Genomic DNA, 19764 nt, shown 5'->3' with positions numbered 1-19764 from the left:
ACGCCGCGCCGACCCGCGGGGCGATCTCGCGGGGCGATCTCGCGGATGCTCACCGAGCGAGCTCCGGCGGCAGTACCGGCGGATTGCCCTGGGTCCAGACGACGTGCAGGTCGGCGCGCCGCAGCCGCCAGCCGTCCGGCGTGCGGACCAGCTCGTTGTCGGTGCGGCCGCCGGACAGGAACAGGGTGCCGTCGGAGGCGAGCACGTGCGTGCTGAGCTGGTTGCCGAGCAGGGTGGCCCGATTGCCGTCGGGATCGATCTCGACGATGTAGTTCGAGCCGAAGTGGACGGTCCCGCGGAAGAGGGCCATGGCGGTGCGGATGCTCTCCAGGACGGCGGCGCGTCCCCGCACCTCCCCGATCGGGGCGCGGGTGCGTGCGTCCTCGGTGAAGAAGTCCCCGGCCCACTTCTCGTCGAAGACGCCGTCGTCCAGAGACCTCAGGTAGCGGTCGAACAGCAGGGTGATCTCGGCGTTCCCGGCGGTTTTCGCGGTCTCAGCAGTCATGCCGACCATCCTCGGACCTCAACCGCACCTGAGGTCAAGGAAGGACCGCCGTTCCGCGACCCTTCCTCCATGCCGGCTCGACCCACGCTCGTCGTGCGACAAACGGACCCGACGAGGCAGGTGGCACCTTACGATCACCCCATGTGGAAGAAGGGCAATGCCGCAAGCTCGCCGGGTTCGCCGGGTTCCCCGGGTTCGCTTTCGTACCTGTCCCTCTGGTCCCGGGACTCCGTCCTGTCGATCGGCTCGGTGGGGTCGGTGCTGTCCATCGGATCGGTCGGATCAGTCCTGTCCGTGGGTTCGGTCGGCAGCACCCTGTCGTTCGGCTCGATGGGTTCCGCTCTGTCCGCCCTCTCGGCCGGATCCTGGCTGAGCCTGGGTTCCGTGCTGTCGGCCCAGTCCCGCTGGTCCGTCCTGTCCTGGCGGTCGGACCGCGCCTTCCTGGCCACGGGCGCGACGGTGGCCGCGGCCGCGGCCCTGACGGTCGCGGCCACCGTCCTGACCGAGGACCGCCGCCGCCCTTGAGCGGCAGCCCGCGGGCCTCAGCCCCAGGTCACACCAGTGGACGGACTCAGATGATGCCCTGCACGAGCATCGCGTCGGCGACCCGCTCGAAGCCGGCGATGTTGGCTCCGGTGACGTAGTCGCCCGGGGTCCCGTACCGCTCGGCGGTCTCGTACGACACCGTGTGGATCGACCGCATGATCGCCGCCAGCTCCTCCTCGACCCGAGCCGGGGTCCAGGCCGTACGGGAGGCGTTCTGCGCCATCTCCAGCGCGCTGACGGCGACACCGCCGGCGTTCGCCGCCTTGCCCGGGCCGAAGGCGACCCCGGCCTCCTGGAACAGCCTGACCGCCTCGGGGGTGGTGGGCATGTTGGCGCCTTCCGACACCGCCTTGACCCCGTTGCGGATCAGCGTACGGGCGGCCTCCTCGCCGAGTTCGTTCTGCGTGGCGGAGGGGAAGGCGACGTCCGCCGCGACCTCCCACACGCTGCCGCCCTCGACGTAGCGGGCCGACGGGCCGCGGCGGGCGGCGTACTCGGAGACCCGCCCGCGCTCGACCTCCTTGATCTGCCGGAGCAGCGCGAGGTCGATGCCCTTGTCGTCGACCACGTAGCCCTGCGAGTCGGAGGCGGTGACCGGGTTGGCACCGAGCTGCTGGAGCTTCTCGATGGTGTAGAGGGCGACGTTCCCGGAACCGGACACCACGGCGGTCTGGCCGCCCAGGCCCAGTCCGCGTACGGCGAGCATCTCGGCGGCGAACAGCACGCTGCCGTAGCCGGTGGCCTCGGGCCGGATCGCGGAGCCGCCCCAGCCCTGCCCCTTGCCGGTGAGGACGCCGGCTTCCCAGCGGTTGGTGATGCGCCGGTACTGGCCGAAGAGGTAGCCGATCTCGCGGCCGCCGACACCGATGTCCCCGGCGGGGACGTCGGTGTGCTCGCCGATGTGGCGGTGCAGCTCGGTCATGAAGGACTGGCAGAAGCGCATGACCTCGGCGTCGGACCGGCCGCGCGGGTCGAAGTCGCTGCCGCCCTTGCCGCCGCCGATGCCGAGGCCGGTGAGGGCGTTCTTGAAGATCTGCTCGAAGCCGAGGAACTTCACCACGCCGATGTCCACCGACGGGTGGAAGCGCAGGCCGCCCTTGTACGGGCCGAGGGCGCTGTTGAACTCCACGCGGTAGCCGCGGTTGACGTGGACCCGGCCGTGGTCGTCCTGCCAGGGCACGCGGAAGAGGATCTGCCGCTCCGGCTCGACGATGCGCTCGAGGAGGCCGAGGGCGGGGTCGGCGAGCTCGGGGCGTACGGCGAAGACGGGAGCGAGGCTGTCGAGGACTTCCCGTACGGCCTGGTGGAACTCGGGCTGGGCGGGGTTGCGGCGCTCGGTGTCGGCACGCAGCGCGTCCAGCCGGGCCTGCGGGTCCTTCGTGTCCTTCAAGGCGGTCCTTCCCAGAGGTGTTGTTCCGGCACGTCCCACACACGTTCATCACACGCGTTCGTCACACACGCTCATCACACGCGTTCGAGGCGGAGGCTATCGCGCCCCGGTAACGCAACGGACCGCCGCCCGGAGGCATTTCGGTGCCAGGCAGGGCAGGAGCCTGCCGTACGCCGCCGGCATGGCAGCAGCGGATCGGGGTACTCGGCGGTACGTCGGGGGCATCCCACCGGCCCCTCAAAACACTCACGCAACTGTTGTGCTGTTACGCGGGTGACAAAGAGGACGTTCGAATATGATCGGCGAGCTTTCGGCCTCGACTCTCGGCCAACCGGCCGCCACGATCAGGGGGAACTGCGTGGAAACGGCACGAATCGCACTGCTCATCGCCGCGACGATCACCATGGGCTGGATGAGCGGCCTCTTCTACGGCTTCTCGGTCTCCGTCATGCCCGGTCTGGCGCGCGCCGCCGACCGGACGGTGATCGAGACCATGCAGCGCATCAACGTGGCCATCCTCAACGGATGGTTCCTGCTCGGCTACCTCGGCGCGCTCCTGTTCACAGGCGTCGCCCTCGGCCTGGCCATCCCGGCCGACGGCCGCCCGGCCCTCGCCCCGCTGATCGGCGCGTTCGTCACGTACGCCGCGGCCATGGGCCTCACCGCCCGGGTGAACATCCCGCTGAACAACGCCCTGGAGGCGGCCGGCGCGCCGGACCGCATGTCCGACGCCACCGCCGCGACCGTCCGCCAGTCCTTCGAACGCCCCTGGGTCCGCGCGAACGCCTGGCGCGCGTTCCTCTGCACGGCGGCCCTGGGCTTCCTGGCCTGGGCACTGCTCGAGTCCTGCTGAGAGCAGCACCCGTCCGGACGGCATCTCCGGAACTACCGGACTACTGAACTACATCTTCTGACAGGTGACCTTGGCGCCGTGGTACGGGAAGGTGACGGTGTCGCCCTTCCACCCCACACTCCACGGCGCCAGGTCCTCGTTCTCGCCGCCTTCGCCGAACTCCATGCCCATGAGGTCCTTCACCTCTCCGGGCACGCCCTTCACCTGGTACGGGCCGTCGTCACCCTTGACCTCCAGCTTGCCGCCGGAGAGCTTCCACGTGCCGGAACTGCTCTTGCGCCCGCCATCGCTGAACTCGTACGTCCCGTCCCCGATGGTCACCGTTCCGGAGAGCGACAGAGCACCCTCGGAGATCGTGCAGTTCCAGGTGCCCTTCGCCGCAGCCTCCAGGGACTTCTCCCCGGCACAGGCCACCACGGCGAGCGCCGCCGGCACTCCCACCGCTCCGACGGCCACCCACTTCACCCAGCGCTTCATCGCCATCGTCCTGCTCCCCCATGTCATAGTCCCGCTCCTGCGGGAGACCGGGGAGGACCCTACCCGAAGTTGATCAAGAACTCCCAGGCCGTCGTCCGTGGAGCATGCAGGCCCGGACGAGGCACCCCAGCGCAGCGGTGCACAGCACCGTCCGGAGGATGTTCGTCGTCACCCAGGTGGACTTGAAGCGCTCCACGACGGAGAAGTCCGTGACCTTGGCGGCGTCCCCGAGTTCAGCCAGCTCGTTGTTGAGCGGAATGTTCACCGCGAACGTGATGACCAGCGCCACCAGGTAGGCCGCGGCCGCCACCCCGATCCACAGCGCCGTCGCCCGCCGCCCCTTGCGGAACTCCAGCACGGCCGCCACCACCGGCAACACCAGCGCCAGCAGGAACACGGCCCCGAAGAGCCCGTTCCCGTCAATGGCCGCGTTGAACTCCTGCATGGCGGCCACGTACGTCCGGTCGTCGGTCTTCGCCAGCCCCGGCATCACCGAGATGTCGTAGGCGAAGAACAACCCGGCCATCAACCCCACGAGCACGGTGGAAACCCCGACCAACCAGCCGACGACTCTCCCGCCGCCACCGTTCCCGGCCACCCCAGAAAACTCAGACACCACAACTCCCCCGAACGACTCCAGATCCTCCGGGCCCCCCTGGGACCCCTTGACTTCCTGCCGCCAGGGGATGGTGCCATCTCCCGATCCCCATCAGCAGGCACTTCCAACGAAAGCTTGAGCGAATCTTTAAGGCCGCCCCTCGGAATCCTCAGAGCGGCCGAGGACACGATTCCGCGCGACGCTCTCGCCCCACATCACCCAGCTGCCGCAACCACGCGACTCGATCCGCGAACACGGGATCCCTGGCCGTCGCCGGATCGGCAACCCCCGCAGCCCCCGCCGCCCGCTCCTCCCGACAGCACCGGCACACACCACGCTCGGGCGGTTCGCCCGTCCCGGGCCGCTCGCAGGCCGAACAGAACCACCGCACGTCGTAGATGGGTCTGGCCCGGTTGCGGAAGACCAGCGGCGTGCCGCGCCGGTCGATCCACCGCTCGTGGCAGATCCGGCACTCCGACCCGTCGGGCCACAACGCCCCCTCCTCGCAGGCCGGATCCGGACAGGGATCGTTGCGCAACCCGCGCCCGACGAGCCAGCCGTACGCGCTCCGGATCGGCCGGCCCCACTCCTCCGCCAGGCGCCGCAGGATCCGGTCCCTGATCCGCTCCGGATCGCCCCCTGCCTCGGCAACGGCCCGCTCCACGACCCCAGCCGCCAGACGGTACTGGCCGGGCGTCAGCGCGACTGGCAACCCGTGCAGCACCCGATGAGCGACGACCGACACGGTCGGCCCCCCGCGCGCACGCCCACCACCCGAGGACGCCCTACGGCCGGAACCACAGAACAGGTTCGGCGGCTTCTTCTCCTGTACGTCAACTGATGGTTGTAATTCCTTGTTCGCGAGGGAGGTCCGCTGGTTCGCCGAACCGGAGGTCCGCTCATCCGCACCCGCCGCGAGCGCTTCAGCCACCTCGGCGGCCTCGAAAACCTCGCCACCGTGAGGCGGCTCCTCCCCCTCAGGCCGCTCCGCCGCCGCCTCCAGCACCGACCGACGCGGAATGATCACGTTCCGCCCCTGATAGCCCGCCCGGCGCTGCACCTCCAGCCATCCGTTGCCGAGACCGTAGTCAGGTCTCAGCATTCCGGGCGTTTCTGCCCGGAAGGTCCGTCACGTCACCAAAGCGTGAGGGCTTCGGCTTGAGGACGGTCTCTCGCTTCCTCCTGCCGCTGGTGCGGCAGGGTTGCGCCACCTGCCCGCCCCGCCTCCGCCGTGCGGCGGGGGCGGGTGGCGCGGGTCTTACGGTCGGCTCCACGAGGCTTCGACACCGCCGGGGCGGTGTCCCGGTCTCCGGCCACTCCGGTACCAGTGGTGCAGGCCGCCGTGAGGACGGCGAGGTTGAGCGCGGCGTTGTCGTCCCGGTCGATGACCAGGCCGCAGGCGTCGCATGCGTAGGTCCGGACGTGCAGCGGCAGCTTGGCTTTCACCGCGCCGCACCCGGAACAGGTCTTCGAGGAGGGGTACCAGCGGTTGGCGACCACGAGGCGTGTGGCGTGGCGCTGGCGGGTCTTGTAGCCGAGCTGGCGGCGAATCTCGCCGAATCCGGCGTCTGCGACCCGTCGGGCCAGACGCCGGTTGCGGAGCATCCCGGCGACGTTCAGGTCCTCGACCACGACGGTGCCGTACTCGGCGGCAACGCTCGTGGTGAGCTTGTGCAGGGCGTCCGTGCGGAGGTTCGCCACCCGGTGGTGGACCTTGTTCCGCTGGGCGTTGGCCTTCTCCCACCGCCTGGACGGCTTCTGCCCGGTCCTGCGGTCGGGACCCTGGCGGCGGGACACGGTTCGGGAGGCGCGCCGCAGATGCCTCAGCGCGGCGTCGTAGTGCCTCGGGTTGGCGACGGTGCGGATCTCGCCGGTGCTGTCGGCCATGACCGCGAGGGTCTTCACTCCAAGGTCAATGCCGACCGCCACGTCCGGGCGTTCCACGCGCACGAGGTCCCGCTTGACCTCGGCCTGGAACGAGGCGAACCAGCGTCCGCGCTCGTGCCGCACGGTCGCGGACAGGATGCGGGCGGTCCCGGCCTGGACGCGGGTGAGGAGCTTCACCGTGGGTTCGTGGGTGCGGATCGTGCCGAGCCGGGGCAGCGTCACATGCCGGCCGTCGGCGTCGATGCGGATGGTGCCGGTGGTGAACCGGCAGGCAAGGCGCGCCTTCCGCTTGGTCTTGAACCGCGGCGCACCCATCCGGGCGCCCTTGCGCTTGCTGTTCTTCGACTTCGCGTAGTTGTCGAACGCGGCCGACGCGTTCGCCAGGCCGGTGCTGTACGCCTCCTTGGAATTCTCCTCCCACCAAACAGAGAACCTGGGGTCGGTGTGCTTGGCGGCGTTGAACGCCTTCCGCAGCGAGGGCAGCGACCACGGCCGCCACTCCGTCAGCTCCGACTCGGGGATGCCGTAGGACTCCTCCGCGCGGCGCTGCCACCACGAGGCGGTCACCCAGCCGACTGCCCAGTTGTACGCGGCCCGGGCAGCACCGCAGTGCGAACGCAGCGCGGCCTCCTGGCCGGCGTTCGGGTCCAGAGCGAACCGGTACGCCTGCACTTGGAACCCGGGCTGCGGCTGGAACTTCTTCACCCGGCGTCCTCGCCGGTCGCCACGGCCACCGCGCGGACGGCCCGGTTCTTCGCCGCCCGCCGCCCGTACAGGCGGGCGCACATCGAGGTCAGCACCTCGGTGATGTCGCGTACCAGGTCATCGGCGGTCTCGGCAGGGTCGAGGACGACCAGGCGCCGTCCCGACGCCGACAGTGCGGCCTCCAGGTGCTCGACACCGAACCGGGCCAGCCGGTCACGGTGCTCGACCACGATCACCGACGCCTGCGGGTCGGACAGCACCCGGTGCAGCTCGCGGCGCCGCCCGTTCAGCCCTGAACCCACTTCGGTGACGACCTCGGCGACGGCCAGGCCCAGCTTGTTCGCGCCGGACACGACCCGGGCGGCCTGCCGGTCAAGGTCAGTCTTCTGGTCGGCGGACGACACGCGGCAGTACGCCACGACAAGCCCGGACGGCTGGACGGCGACCTCGTCGACCAGCCACGTCCCGGACGGCGCCTGGCGGACCGGGACGGGCATCTTCCCGTCCTTCACCCACCGCCAGGCGGTCTGGTAGCTCACGCCCTGCTGACGGGCCCACTCCGAAAGCTTCACGAGACCAAGATATGTGAGACATGTGACTAGAGACGACTATAAATGCCTAGAAAATCTGTAGCAGCTTTCACCCCCACCGCTCCAGGTCGTCCACCATCGCGCTGGCCGTCCGCACGGTCACCGGCTGCCCGGCCCGCCGGCCGGAGTGGTGCAGCAGGTACCCGGCGATTCCTCCTTGGTCATCGGCTTGCCCGTGGCGTACCCGCTCGGTGTCCGTGCCCGTCCGCAGGTAGTCGACCAGCGCTTCCAGCACACGGCGGCGCCCGAACAGGTAGAGCGCCGGCTCAACAAACCACCGGCAGAAACTCGGGTCCGGGTCGTGGACGGCTGCCGCCATCAGCGCGGCGAAGGCTTCCTCGGGCAGACTCTCCCGCTCCAGCAGCGGCCGACGCACCGCATGTGCGACCTCTCGGGCACGCCGCCCTCCCTGCACCGTGGACCTGTCCTCAATGCCAAGCAGCCGAGCCACCTCGACCGTGCAGGTCAGAAACGAACGCATCTCCGCTCCACCACGCTCTTCACCACCCATAGCAACATTCTGGACCGGCCGAGCAGACCGGTACGGAAGCGAAGTCCCGCGGATGGAGCTGCTGTTCACTGAGGCATGCGCAGCGGAATCACCCGGCCCTGATCCGGCGGCACGATCGGAGCGTAGACGGTGGGTGAGGTGGACACCGTTGCCGTGCGCACGGCGAAGGAGGGAACCACAACGACGCTCTCGAAGCAGGAGTAAGCCCAGTCGTCACGACTCTCGAGGCGTGCCACCTCACCGTTCACCACCCCTCTCAGGAGCCACCCCGGACCATCACATCCGATGAACCGAACCGTCATCGAGTCCCGCCCATGAGATTCCCTGACAACCGGGACCACTGCCCTGAGCTCAACGCCGGCCTGCCCGGACCGTTGCTCGACCTCTCCACCGCGGGCGCGTACATCGGCCTCAAGCCGCAGTCGTACCTGTTCCCACTGCGGATTCCCCAACGTCCGAAATGCCTGAAGCTGCAGGCTCGCCGTCGTGTCCCGGAAGAGGACTACCTCTCCGTACTCGGCACCGGATCGCAGACGATTGAGCTCTACCTTCCGTGCATGCCCACGCGGGATCCTCAGCCCGCCGAATCGAGCAGGTCCAGGTCCCGCCATCCCGTTTCACTCACATCCCACGGACCAACATCAACTCCACGATGCGGCGGCTGCACCAGCATCTCCTCATTGATTGCCTGCGCTGACTGCATGAGACAGGAGAATTCTTCTTCCGTCATCGCCTCCTCGGCAATGATCCAAACCAACAGAGCGAGCATTCGGTCAAGGGTCAGAGATCCGGCTGCCCCGGCCACATGAGCCGCTGAGAGATCGCGTCGAAACAGCTCCGCCAAGGACTGTCCTGTAAGTGGGTTCCGTGGTTGTGGGGTTCAGAGAAAGGCCAGCGGGACGTCCTTCTCCGTACAGAGCCGCAGGACGCCCGCAAGCCGGTAGGCGTCCTCCATGTGCTGCTGGAGGAACTGGTCAGGGCCCTCCTTCGCCCACTGGTCGGTGATCGCCTCAAGCCAGACTAGGATCGACGCGCACTCGGCAGGCGCGAGGTTGTCACCGCCGCCATCGGGATGATCGAGGAGTGGCTCCAGAGCGGTGGACACCTCACTCCACGGGTGCAAGCTGCCGAAGCCCCGCATTGCACGCGTTGTTCGAACTCGCCCTCCATACGGCACTCCGCCGGGCGAACTCCTCGGCCTGCGCTGGGAAGACCTCGACCTCTACCCGGGCACCACCGCCATCCACCGCACCCTTTAGCGCACCAGCGCACACGGGCTAACCACCCTGCCCACCAAGACCCGGGCTTCTGAACGCCGCACCGCTCTCCCCGCCCGCTGCGTTCAGTCGCTGAAGCCCCACCGCGAACAGCAGCAGCGTGAGCGAGGCAGCAGGCACCGCGTGGCAGCACAACACGTCTGCAGCACTGCGCAGGGCGGATCAATCGGCCCGACCGACATCACCCACGCTTTCACCACGCCCCCTCCGCAAGGCCGGCCTCCGCCGCATCCGCTTCCACGACCTCCGCCACTCGACCGAGGCCCTGCTCTTGGAACAGGGCGTCGAACTCGTCGTAATCAAGGAACTCCTCGGCCACGCCCACATCGGCATCACCGCCACCGTCTACGCCCACGTCCGACTCCGCCTCCAACGCGATGCCATCGACACCCTCAGCACCGCGCTCGGCAGCCCGGCGATCACCAAAACCAACAGTGGCAGCGACGAACCGTCGCCCTGCACCATCGTCCGCTGACGTTGCCGCTGCGGCAACAACCACGGATCCAGGCACACAACCACGGATCCCGGCGGATCCCAAAACCGCTCCCCACCTGCATAAAAGCAGCTAGAGGAGGAGCTGCCAGCACACGTACTATGTGCTGGCAGGCGCCACCCCGGTTCTCGTCCACAATTGTGAAGTAACCGATGCTGCCAGGAATTCTGCGGCCGAATACTCGGCTCTTCCGGGGAGGCAGAGGCCGGGTGGGGCTGTGGAGGTCCTCCAGGTCAAGGGATATAAGCCAATAGTTCGTACGAGTGACGGTGGGGCGGGAGATCGCGCAGTCCATCCGGCTGTCCAGAACGTCCTTGATTCGATCCCTGCTGCACAGCGAGGGGATAACCACGGAGGATGCGGCTTGGTGGCTTGTCTGACGGATGCCCTGAATAGTGGGCTCGATCCAACGGGAGCCTCGGCTGCCGCATTCATGATTCGATCCCCCAACCACAAGTACTACCCGAAGGAGATGGATCCCTGCCCCAGCTGTGCCGTGCTCGTCGCTCACTTTAAGATCGACTTCAAGACGAAATGGTAATGGTGTCTAGATTTTCCAGTGAGACCGACAGGGCTCTCCGAGGGGCAGGCTGGTTCCCGGGGCGACAGGTCGACATCGAGTCGTGGCGTTCTTCCATGCGAGGATTCCCGATGCACGCTGCGGCCGAAGAATTCCTGCGAGAGTTCGGCGGGATCTGCGTTCAGGTCAGTGGTCCTGGAGTGACCTGCATGCGCACCCCGTTCGAAATTGACCCGGAACTGGCTCTCGGTGAAGAGGATAGGTTCATGGAACTGTCTCACCGTTTCGGCTGTGCGCTCTTTCCGATTGGCGCGAAGGAAGCGAGTGAGTTTTTCCTATCCATCGACGAGGATGGCACGGTCTATGCCGTGATGAATTGGCTATTCTCCCTAGGGCGCGGCGAAATGGCTCTTCAGCACCTCGTTACCGGAGTTGCCGGGGAGAGAGTTAGCGTGCCAAAATCTGGGGCGTGAAGCCACCCCTGAGAGTAAGGATTCGCCCATTCCCCCGGGGCCGTCCACTCAGGTAGGTTGCACCGGCCCCATCGGATTCACTTCCGGTGGGGCCGGTCGGCCTTGACGGCAGTAGCTGCCACGACCTACGACACTCCACCGCCACCCTGCTTCTGGAGCAAGGCGTCGAACTCGTCGTGATCAAAGAACTCCTTGGCCACGCCCACATCGGCGTCACAGCCACCGTCTACGCCCACGTCCGACTGCGCCTTCAGCGCGAAGCGATCGACCTCCTCGGCCACACACTCCGCAACCGCGGCGAGACCGTCAGTCAGCCTATCGCCAGCGACGACCCGCACTCCTGCGCTTCCTCCGTCCGCTGACGTTGCCGTCAACTACTGCCGTCAAACACCAGCGAGGCCCTACCGGATATCCCGGCAGGGCCTCGCTAATTTTCGGAGGAAGACCTTATTTATGCATTTCTCGCGAGCAAGCCGTGCCACACCCCACAATCGAGCATGTGCGCTACATAAAGCAAAGCTCGACGTTCTTCCGTACGCACACATTCAATACCGCTACGAGATCGCGCGCGTCTCTAATATGCTCCTCGAACACCACGTCCCGAAATTCCGCCGACAGCCACTCGACCAGCACGGCCTCCAGCCGCGGCAAGATTACTGCACATTCCGATGGAGACAGAGATTCGCCGTGATCATCAGGATGGTTCAAGAGTGGCTCCAGAACGGTCGACACCTCTGCCCATGGCCTATCGCCGCCGAAGCCGAACATTTCACCGAGATCGAAGCCTTCCGCGATAGCCAACCTTCGGCGAAACAAGGCGAAATCCCCATAGGAGAAACTTACATCCAGCCCATCAACATCCCCATCGCCTGGAAATAGGCACAATCCCACGGTAACCGTTCCTAACTCAGTAGTGGGAGAATTATTCCCTCCGAACGCGACTGCCACCCGAGGTCGTAGCAGCAGCTAGGCGGGCTGGCAGGTTGACGCGTTCGCCACTAACGGCGGGCCCATGGAGATGCCGAGCAGTTCCAGCGACGGCGCGGAGCCATCGCGGGAACTGCTCGGCATCGGGCCCGGGGCTGCTCAGACCCTGCCCCGGGTGCTCCTCTCGGTCGAGCCCCTCACCCATCCTCCACTAGGACGATGGATCTGCTGGCACTTTGCTGCGATCAAGATCTCGGGATTACCTGCCACGCAATCCCCTTTTTATCGAACCAAGAAGTGAACTCGGCCGGGATTGGGTTCTCGGAAATTACGCGGAAGTCAATTCCGCGACTCCTCGCTATTGCGATCTTCTCGCCTTCCACACCCAGGAATTTACTCATGCGCTTCGGGTCGTCCAGCGTCTTCTGCCAAAATTGCCCAGACTTTGCCTCATACCAGGTGCCGCGGCCGGTCTGGGCGTCAATGAATGCTCCATCGAACTGACGCTTACCCTCCTTGAACCCGCCGCCGCCACCGAGCTGTTCTACCAAATTCGCTTCATACGAATCGCCAGACTCCTGAGCAATCCGGCCGCCGCTCTTTCCGCCTGCCGGGCAATTGTGCACGAGAACCGGAGTGGCCCCCGCGAGCACATAGTACGTGTGGAAGTCGTCGACAGTGAGGTTGTGGGTCGTGACTGCGTAGGGGTAGTTACGGACGGACTGGACGGTGAGGGTGCGGCCGTCCGGCTGGACGAGCTGGTCGCCCGGAGAGAAGTCGCCGGCGTCGACCCACTGCTTGCGGGTTTCGTTCCAGTGGGGGTGGTGGCGAGTGGAGGTGAGCTGAGTCGGCGGGCCGCGCGGGTTGGCGTCGTCGGTCAGGGCGAGGTCGGTGAACTCCTTGTCGTCCGGGGTCGTGATGGTGGCCGTGACCTTCCTCAGTCGGGTCTGGCCGGTCTGCGGGTCGGTGGCCGCGACTGTGTCACCGGCCTTCACGTCCTCGATCTTCTTGGTCGTGCCGTCGGCCATCAGGACTCGGGTTCCCGTGGGGAAGCTGTTGAGCTTGCACGACGGTCCCGACGAGGCTTCCGCGCTGTCGCCCCGGGACTCAGCGCTACTGGCGTTTGCTTCGGCGTCTGCTTCGCCTCTGCTCGCCTTGGTTTCTGTGCCGGCCGCGTCACTGGCTGAGCCGTCGGCTGGTTCATCCGCCCGTTTGGCCTTCGCCGCTGCCGCAGCTGCTTCGTCCTCGGCCCGCTTGGCGGTGGTAAGTGCAGCCCGTGCCTGGTCCGCTCTGCGTTCGGCGGCATGGATGGCGTCGTACGTCTTGTTCAGTTGCTTGTAAATCTTGTAGGCCTTGATGCCGATCTTGATGGCTTTGAAGACCTTGCCCCAGGGGACTGCGTTCAGGGCCGTGTTGATGCAGGCCATGACGTCGCCCTTGGTGAAGCAGTCGCGGGCGTCGTTGTAGCCAATGAGGTCCATGACGACGTTGATGACCTCGCGCTTGAGCTCATCACGGCGTGCCTTGGCCTTGGTGACCGCCTTTTCGGCTTCTACGTATTCCTCTGCCTCGGGAGAGGCGTTGCTGTGACCAGCCCCGGGACGGTTCTTGTCGGGACCGCAGATGCTCGAGCGGTCTCCAGGGTCACACGACGTCTTCAGACCCGTCGGATCCGATGCATTGAAGGGGCTGTTGTTGGCGTAGGCATAGGCGTTCCACTGCTGAGGGTCGCCCGCGTCGATGATGGGGTCGGGGCTGATGAAGCGGCCGGTGGTGGGGTCGTATTCGCGGGCGCCGAGGAGGGTGAAGCCAGTGGCTTCTTCCTTGGTGCCGCCGACGAAGCCCTTGTCGCCGGCCCAGTTGCCGGGGGCGGGCTGGGTGCCACGGGCGTTGCCGAAGGGGTCGGAGTGGCGGCGGACCTGGGCGAGGTTGGCGGATTCGAACTGGACGCCGCCGGTGCCGTGGTGGTCGGAGCCCTGGTAGGTGAGCTCGCTGGTCCCGCCGGTGGTGGTGCGGGTGATGGACAGGCCGCCGGGGGCCGCGTAGGTGCGGACGTTGGTGACCTTCTTGGTGGCGGTGTCCAGGGTGATCTGGTCGGTGCCGAGGTTGAGGGTGGTCTTGCCGGGGTCGCGGCGGATGAGCTGGTTGCCGCCGGTGTCGTAGAGGTAGCTGGTGCCGGCGCTCTCACCGGTGCCGGTGATCTTGTCGAGCTTGCCCTGGCCGTTCCAGGTCAGGGTCTTGGTGCCCGGGGTGCTGGTGATCGAGGCCGTGTTCCCGGCCGCGTCGTAGGTGTAGGAGGTGACCTTGGTGCCGGACGGGCCGGTCTCGGTGGACTTCAGCAGGGCGTGCGGGCCGCCCGTGCCGCCGCCGGTCGCGGGATCGGTGGTCGGCGTGTTCGGGCCGTCGGCGAAGGTCTGGGTGACCGTGACGTCCTTGGCCGTGTCGCCGGCCGTGTTCTTGCGGACCAGCTTGGTGCGGTTGCCGAGCTTGTCGTACTGGTACTGCTGCCAGTACGGGGCCGGACCGCCCACGCTGGGCTTGCCCGTGCCGTCGACCGAGGGGCCTCCGGCGTTCGTGCAGCCGCCGATACCCCGCACGGACGGCTGGGGGGCGGTGTTGGTGGTGCCCGTGTCCGTCCAGGACTGGGTCAGACGGCCCAGGTAGTCGTGCGTGAAGCACTGCAGGTCCGTCTTCGCACCGTCCTCGACCGTACGGATCGAGGTCAGCGAACCCACCTTGTTGTACGTGTAGTCCGTGACATCCACGCTCGCCCTGGCTGCCGTCTGCTTGTCCAGCGTCGTACGCACCGGACGACCCGTGCCCGCGTCGTAGTCCACCGTCGAGACCACCTGGAGGCCGGTGTCACCGACGGTGGTGCGGAATACCCGGCCGTAGGGGTCGTAGCGCAGGTCCACGACGTACGGCGTCACAGCGGCACCCTGCACGCCGGTGATCGACGCGAGGTTGCCACCGATGCTGTAGACGTAGGCCAGGGTCTCGGCGCTCAGTCCGGCCTTCGCTATGGCGGGCAGTTCCGTGCTCTTCAGCTGCCCGTACGCGTCGTAGGTGTTGGTGGTCTCATAGGTGCCGGCGAGTTCTTTCTCGACGGCGGGGATGGTGGTCTTGGTGCCGAGCGGGCGGTAGCCGCCGTCGTAGCCGGTGATCTCCGAGACGTACGCCGCACCTGCCGCGCCGCCGACATATCGCGTGGTGGTGGACGGCTTGCCGAGCGCCTTGGTGTCGTAGGTGAAGCCGCCGACCTGCTTCGCCGGGTCGACCGCCGTGCCCTCGTACGTCGCCGTGGTGCGGCCCAGAAGGTCGGACACCGTGGTGGCGCTCTTGCCCCGGGCATCGGTGACCGTGACGAGGTTCTTGCTGTCGTCGTAGGCCGTGGTGGACGTGCCGGAGTCAGGGTCTGTGGACTTCGTCAGACGGCCGAGCAGGTCGTAGCCGAACGTCCATTCGTTGCCTGCCGAGTCCTTGCGCCACAGCTCCTTGCCCTGGGCGTTGTACCCGTACGTCGTCTCGTCGTACGCGCCGGTGGGCGTGTTCGCCTTGTACTGACGCAGCGCGACGGTCTGACCGAGGCCGTCGGTGACGGTGGCGCTGGCGAAACCGCCGTTGGGCGGGGTGGAACGGACCTCGTCCGCACCCGGGTACTCCGTCTTCGACCGCCACTGCTCAACGCCGTAGGACTGGAACACCGACGCCGTGCTCCGGCCGAGACCATCGAAGACCTGGACCGTCTGAGCCGGGATCTTCGAATCCGGGTTCACACCCCCGTTCGGCAGGAAGAGCGCGCCGGAAGGATCATCGTCTTCGACCCAGTACTGGGAGCTGGTCTTGACCTGCCAGCCGTGCGAGTCGAACAGCGCATCGGTGATCATCCGCCCCTGGGCACCGGACGGGGTCCGGGCCTGGGTCTGACGGACGCGGCCGAGGCCGTCGTAGATGGTGTAGGAGTTGATGTACTCGTCGTTGCTCATGAGCGTCTGGCTCAGAACGGTCGAAGGCGCGTTGGTGCCGTTCATCGTGTACGAGAACTTCCGGACCGGGGCGAAGCCCTTTGCCCGTTCCTGCCCCGGCTGCCACACGGCCACGACACGGCCGAGCGAGTCGTAGTCACGCTCGGCGACGTGACCGTTCTCGTCCGTCGACTTGATCGGCAGGGCACGACCGATATCGAGGGTGTTGTAGGACTTCCAGCCGAGCGGGTTGGTGTGCACGACCTCCTTGGGGAGGGAGCCGGTGGCCGGCTTGTACTCCGTCTTGGTCACCGCACCACCCGGGTGGGCCGCGTCCTTGCGCACGTTGTTGGTCGTGCTGGTCACACGGCCGTACGCGTCGTAGGTCGTGGTGACGTTGCGGCGGTAGACCGGCTTGCCCGCACCGTCGTACTTCTCCAGGACCTCCGTGCCCGTCTGGTCGGCCGTCGCACCCGACTGGCCCAGGGGCAGGCCGTCGAAGTACGTGCGGGTGTCACCAACGGTGTTGCTCGCGTTCGGGGTCTGACCACATGTGCCGGAGAGGATGAGGGTGCGGGAGGCGAGCTGAGTCAGGGCGCCGCCAGGGCCCGTGGCGTACTCGAACTTCGTGCACAGCCTCTGATCCGGACGGCTGATGTCGGCGCGGTCGTCGACCTCGACCGGCCGTGCGAAGGCGGTGTCGTCGTAGGTGGAGGTCCGTTCCGACTTGCGCCAGCTGCCGTCGGCCAGCTTGACGCTGTTCTTGACCTTGGCGGTGTTCAGCGCACGGGCCGTTATCGCGGGCATTCCACCCGGCTGGGCGCGGGTGGCCGTCACATCACCCAGCCACGGGCTGGAGACCTGGTCCGCGACGACGCTGCCGCCGTCCTGCTCGTACGTCTGGGTACGGAGGACGAACCCGGACAGGACGTCCTCGTCCTTCTGCGTCGCGCCGGAGGCGTCGGTGTACTCGACCGTGCGCTTGGTTCCGTTGGCCAGGACGTCGCCGTTCATGCCGCGCAGGTAGGTGGTGACGGACTTGGTCCGCGGGGCCTCACCTGCGTTGCCGCTGCCGGTCCGGGCGGTGACGGTCTGGAAGCCCCGGAACTGGTCCCAGGTACGGGTCTTGGGGTCGGGCAGCTCGGAGTCGTTGCGGTGCCAGGCGATGCCGCCGCCGTACAGGTAGTCGGTCACCTTGGTCACCTGGCCGGCGACCTTGTCCTGTTCGGTGACGGACTTGACGATGGTCTTGTTGAACCAGTCGTCGACCGGGTCGGGGTAGGACTGGCCGGGCAGGTACCACTTGACCGGCATGCAGGCCATCGTGTTGCTGTCCTCGGAGGCCGGCATCGTCTTCTTGACCCGGGAGCACTCCGGCGCCTGGTAGACGATGTTGATCTGGCCACCGGTCTCGGTGGTGATGGTCTGGATGCGCGGGCGGTTGTAGCGCGGCGGTGATGCTTCCGTTCCGTCGGGCCGCTTGACCACGCCGTCGACGCGGTTGGCGATCTGCAGCGGCTGGAAGTTCACGGCCGGGAGCGTGATCGAGGTCTCGCCGTTCTTGCCGATGCGCTGGATGGAGTCCAGCCACAGTGAGGGCGAAGTTCCGTCCTCGGGATCCTGGAAGGACTGCTTGAGACCGAAGGTGTCGACGCGGCGGTAGGCAGTGCCGTCGAGGACCTCGGTGTCGATCCAGGTCAGCTTCTTCGTCGTGAAGTAGGTGGGGGAAAGGTTCAGGCACGTGCCGGTGGACTTGCACTCCTGGTCGACCGGAACGTCCGGCCAGTTCGCGGCGTTGGCCGGGGTGCGCTGGGCGCCCGGGTCCTTGCAGTCGACGGTGGCGTTGGGCACGCAGCGCTCGGCGGTGCGGAACCACACCTGGGCGGCCGGGTTGGCAGTGCCCTTCGCGGCGATCTGGTCGGGGAGCCGCTGGCCGTAGCCGATCCAGGTCGGGTAGCTGCCGCGGTGGTAGGAGGTGAGGGTGCCGTCGCCGTCGTTCTGGCCGCCGCCGCGCTCGTAGTGGTTGGTCTCCTGCTCGTAGCGATAGGAGATCAGGTTCTGGTGCGGGTCGACGACGTAGTCGAGGTTCCACTGCCAGCCGAGGTGGTTCCACGAACCGGTGGCCGGCGAACCGGCCCCCATGCACTTGTCCTGGCCGCCCGGCCAGTACACCGGCACCCGGGAGACCGAGTTGGCATCCGGGTCGGTGCCGTCACCACCGGGCAGGTTGTTGGCACCGAAGAAGTACTGGGTGCCGTCAGAGGTCGTGACCTTCCACGCCTCTCCCTTCCAGGCGCCGTTGTTCCGGCCGGTCAGGCGCTCGATCTTGCTGCCGTCATCACCACGGAGGCGGTAGACACACGAATTGTCGTCGCGGACGATCTCACCGGCGTGCCCAGCGAGGTTCAGCGACAGGACGTCCCCGCCCCAGCACTCGTCGCCCGAATCCTTGATGCCCGCGTCCTTGCAGGTCTTGTACGAGCGGGAGACGGAGCCCGGGTGCCAGTCCCAGCCGTCACCGATCCAGCTCGCCTGCGCGTTCGTCGACGCCGTACGGCCGTCCAGCGAAGACGAATCGTAGGCAAGACCGACGCTCGGAGCCGCACCGGCGATCGCCGAAGGCACCTCGACCGTGTAGCCGTACGTGAAGTTGGCCGCGTTCGCACCCGCCTGCCACGACATCGACGGGAGCAGCGGAGTCGCCGCGAAGTCTCCCGCGGCACCCGACGGGCCGGCCTCGACGGCCAGCACCACGCCCGGAGCGGTCCGCCCGGCACCGGCAAGGAGCTCAGCCGAAGACTTGGGGCCGGACTGGGGAGTACGGACCGAGGCACCGGGTACGGCCGGCACGTCGACCTCGGCCACCAGCCGGCCGGAAGAGGCATCGCGCTGCGACCGGACCGGCGTACGCGTCGTGCAGCCCTGGGCATCCGGAGTGGTCAGGGCACAGGCGGGGAGCTGGATGAGCCGGGCGCGGTCGGCCCAGTTCGCACCGGCCGTCCTGCCCCATGCCGTGACGTCGAAGCCGAACGCGATCTTGCCGGAGGCGCCTGCGGTCTCGGTGCCGGTCAGGGTCACAAGGGCGCCGTTGACGCCCGCGGCTCGCGCCTTGGGCGCGTCCTTCACTTCGACTTTCAGCGACGACTCTGTGCCGGTGGCCGAGGGTGAGGAAGCCGTCGAGCGATTTGCGCCATTCGCTGGCGCGATCCATACCGGAAGAGTTCCAGCCTTGAGGGACGTGTTCTGGCCAAGAGTCGATCTATCGGGACCGTTGGGTCTGAGGTTCACCGTGGCCGAACCCGTCAACGCTTTGGCGTTCGAATGCGGAGTCCATTCCCGGCCACCCGGAACCGGCTGCGGCGAAAGCTTCGCCGCAGCCCCCTTGACCGGCTTCGTCTGAGGTAACGGGGTGTTCGGCGGCACCCACACCTTCGGTGGCTTCGCGGCCGCCTCGACCAGGGGAAGACCCAGTCCGGAGAAGAGAAGCGCGAAGGCCGCGGTGATCGCCACACGCGATCGACCGCGCTTCGAGCGCACGAATAACCCACCCCGACGCGACAACCGAATCCCCCCACAGGACACGACACAGGAAGGGCCAGGCAGAGCGCACCGGCCCCGGATCGAACGCACACTACGGAGCGTGCGTTCGACATGTACAGCGAATCACCAGAGCTGATCCCGGTGATCAGAATCACACCCGAGACACGGCTGCCCTTTTGGTTCGAAACAGACACCAGGACCTGACAATCTGTTGACGAGCTTGCAGAAGTGAAGCAAACGTGTGCCTGACTTCTGTCCATCTCGACCTCAGAGCGAGGACTGCCATCGTGAGGCCGTCGCTTCTTCCTCCATGGACATCCAGACCCGGGGCCTCCCGCAGGCAGCGGACTCCCGGCCTACCGATCCTCCCCGCCGCCGCGGCGGCACTGCTCTCTCTCGGCGCCGGCCTGCTGCTCGCACCGCCGGCGCCGGCGGACGAAGGCCGGGGCACCGGACGGGCGGCGGTCTCACCCCCGTCTGATGCTCCTCTTTCCGCCACTGACCAGG

General features: G+C 67.2%; 18 protein-coding genes and 1 pseudogene. 6 read left to right on the top strand and 13 right to left on the bottom strand.

Annotated elements, in window-relative coordinates; translation table 11 throughout:
- Positions 1-49 precede the first annotated feature (49 nt).
- Positions 50-505 carry a nuclear transport factor 2 family protein gene (locus tag ACGFQ9_RS23605; RefSeq protein WP_393576272.1) on the bottom strand — a complete coding sequence of 152 codons (456 nt, stop codon included), beginning with the start codon at positions 503-505 and terminating at the stop codon, positions 50-52.
- Positions 506-646: 141 nt separating this feature from the next.
- Between ACGFQ9_RS23605 and ACGFQ9_RS23600 the strand changes: the two genes are divergently transcribed.
- Entirely contained in the window at positions 647-1030 is a 384-nt protein-coding gene (locus ACGFQ9_RS23600; protein ID WP_393576271.1) for a hypothetical protein, read from the top strand.
- Between the two features lie 46 nt (positions 1031-1076).
- Here the strand turns inward: ACGFQ9_RS23600 and gdhA are convergent, their stop codons facing one another.
- Positions 1077-2441, bottom strand: coding sequence for an NADP-specific glutamate dehydrogenase (gene gdhA / locus ACGFQ9_RS23595; RefSeq protein WP_393576270.1), 1365 nt, complete (start codon positions 2439-2441; stop codon positions 1077-1079).
- 358 nt (positions 2442-2799) lie between these two features.
- Between gdhA and ACGFQ9_RS23590 the strand changes: the two genes are divergently transcribed.
- Entirely contained in the window at positions 2800-3294 is a 495-nt protein-coding gene (locus tag ACGFQ9_RS23590; protein WP_393576268.1) for a DUF1772 domain-containing protein, read from the top strand.
- A gap of 48 nt (positions 3295-3342) precedes the next feature.
- On the opposite strand, the gene ACGFQ9_RS23585 is transcribed toward ACGFQ9_RS23590, so the two are convergent.
- The 9 genes from ACGFQ9_RS23585 to ACGFQ9_RS23545 all read right to left on the bottom strand — a co-directional run bounded on the left by ACGFQ9_RS23585 (position 3343) and on the right by ACGFQ9_RS23545 (position 9167).
- Positions 3343-3777 (bottom strand): hypothetical protein, encoded by a 435-nt coding sequence (locus ACGFQ9_RS23585; RefSeq protein ID WP_393576267.1) that lies wholly within the window; start codon positions 3775-3777, stop codon positions 3343-3345.
- Positions 3778-3844: 67 nt separating this feature from the next.
- Complete coding sequence (locus ACGFQ9_RS23580) at positions 3845-4387, bottom strand: DUF1772 domain-containing protein (protein WP_393576265.1); 543 nt, start codon at positions 4385-4387, stop codon at positions 3845-3847.
- 151 nt (positions 4388-4538) lie between these two features.
- Positions 4539-5471: a hypothetical protein gene (locus ACGFQ9_RS23575; protein WP_393576263.1), complete on the bottom strand. Its 933-nt coding sequence runs from the start codon at positions 5469-5471 to the stop codon at positions 4539-4541.
- A 32-nt stretch (positions 5472-5503) separates the two neighbouring features.
- Positions 5504-6961 carry an IS607 family element RNA-guided endonuclease TnpB gene (tnpB, locus tag ACGFQ9_RS23570; protein WP_393576261.1) on the bottom strand — a complete coding sequence of 486 codons (1458 nt, stop codon included), beginning with the start codon at positions 6959-6961 and terminating at the stop codon, positions 5504-5506.
- Positions 6958-7533 (bottom strand): IS607 family transposase, encoded by a 576-nt coding sequence (locus tag ACGFQ9_RS23565; RefSeq protein WP_393576259.1) that lies wholly within the window; start codon positions 7531-7533, stop codon positions 6958-6960. The genes tnpB and ACGFQ9_RS23565 overlap by 4 nt, the downstream gene beginning before the upstream one ends.
- A 67-nt stretch (positions 7534-7600) precedes the next feature.
- A complete protein-coding gene (locus ACGFQ9_RS23560; protein WP_393576258.1) occupies positions 7601-8062 on the bottom strand; it encodes a hypothetical protein in 462 nt (153 codons plus the stop codon).
- A gap of 65 nt (positions 8063-8127) precedes the next feature.
- On the bottom strand, positions 8128-8673 hold the full coding sequence (locus tag ACGFQ9_RS23555; protein WP_393576256.1) for a DUF3710 domain-containing protein: 546 nt from the start codon (positions 8671-8673) through the stop codon (positions 8128-8130).
- Positions 8637-8831 (bottom strand): hypothetical protein, encoded by a 195-nt coding sequence (locus ACGFQ9_RS23550; protein WP_393576255.1) that lies wholly within the window; start codon positions 8829-8831, stop codon positions 8637-8639. Before ACGFQ9_RS23550 ends, ACGFQ9_RS23555 begins: the two co-directional genes overlap by 37 nt.
- Before the next feature lie 111 nt (positions 8832-8942).
- Entirely contained in the window at positions 8943-9167 is a 225-nt protein-coding gene (locus ACGFQ9_RS23545; RefSeq protein ID WP_393576253.1) for a hypothetical protein, read from the bottom strand.
- 272 nt (positions 9168-9439) lie between these two features.
- Here ACGFQ9_RS23545 and ACGFQ9_RS23540 point away from each other — a divergent pair, with 272 nt between their 5' ends.
- From ACGFQ9_RS23540 to ACGFQ9_RS23525, 4 genes and pseudogenes are all read left to right on the top strand, one after another.
- Positions 9440-9814, top strand: coding sequence for a tyrosine-type recombinase/integrase (locus tag ACGFQ9_RS23540; protein WP_393576252.1), 375 nt, complete (start codon positions 9440-9442; stop codon positions 9812-9814).
- Positions 9815-9935: 121 nt separating this feature from the next.
- Positions 9936-10373 (top strand): YwqJ-related putative deaminase, encoded by a 438-nt coding sequence (locus ACGFQ9_RS23535; protein ID WP_393576250.1) that lies wholly within the window; start codon positions 9936-9938, stop codon positions 10371-10373.
- Positions 10367-10825 carry an SUKH-3 domain-containing protein gene (locus ACGFQ9_RS23530; RefSeq protein WP_393576249.1) on the top strand — a complete coding sequence of 153 codons (459 nt, stop codon included), beginning with the start codon at positions 10367-10369 and terminating at the stop codon, positions 10823-10825. The genes ACGFQ9_RS23535 and ACGFQ9_RS23530 overlap by 7 nt, the downstream gene beginning before the upstream one ends.
- A 116-nt stretch (positions 10826-10941) precedes the next feature.
- Positions 10942-11187: pseudogene (locus tag ACGFQ9_RS23525) on the top strand (tyrosine-type recombinase/integrase); the annotation flags it as partial.
- A gap of 142 nt (positions 11188-11329) precedes the next feature.
- Here the strand turns inward: ACGFQ9_RS23525 and ACGFQ9_RS23520 are convergent.
- Positions 11330-11716, bottom strand: coding sequence for a hypothetical protein (locus tag ACGFQ9_RS23520; protein WP_393576247.1), 387 nt, complete (start codon positions 11714-11716; stop codon positions 11330-11332).
- A gap of 281 nt (positions 11717-11997) precedes the next feature.
- A complete protein-coding gene (locus tag ACGFQ9_RS23515; RefSeq protein WP_393576246.1) occupies positions 11998-18843 on the bottom strand; it encodes a polymorphic toxin-type HINT domain-containing protein in 6846 nt (2281 codons plus the stop codon).
- Positions 18844-19764 lie beyond the last annotated feature (921 nt).

Source organism: Streptomyces sp. NPDC048603 (assembly GCF_043199475.1).
GTDB lineage: Bacteria > Actinomycetota > Actinomycetes > Streptomycetales > Streptomycetaceae > Streptomyces.
Note: the sequence above shows the minus strand (reverse complement) of the source record. Positions and strands in the feature narration are given on the sequence as shown.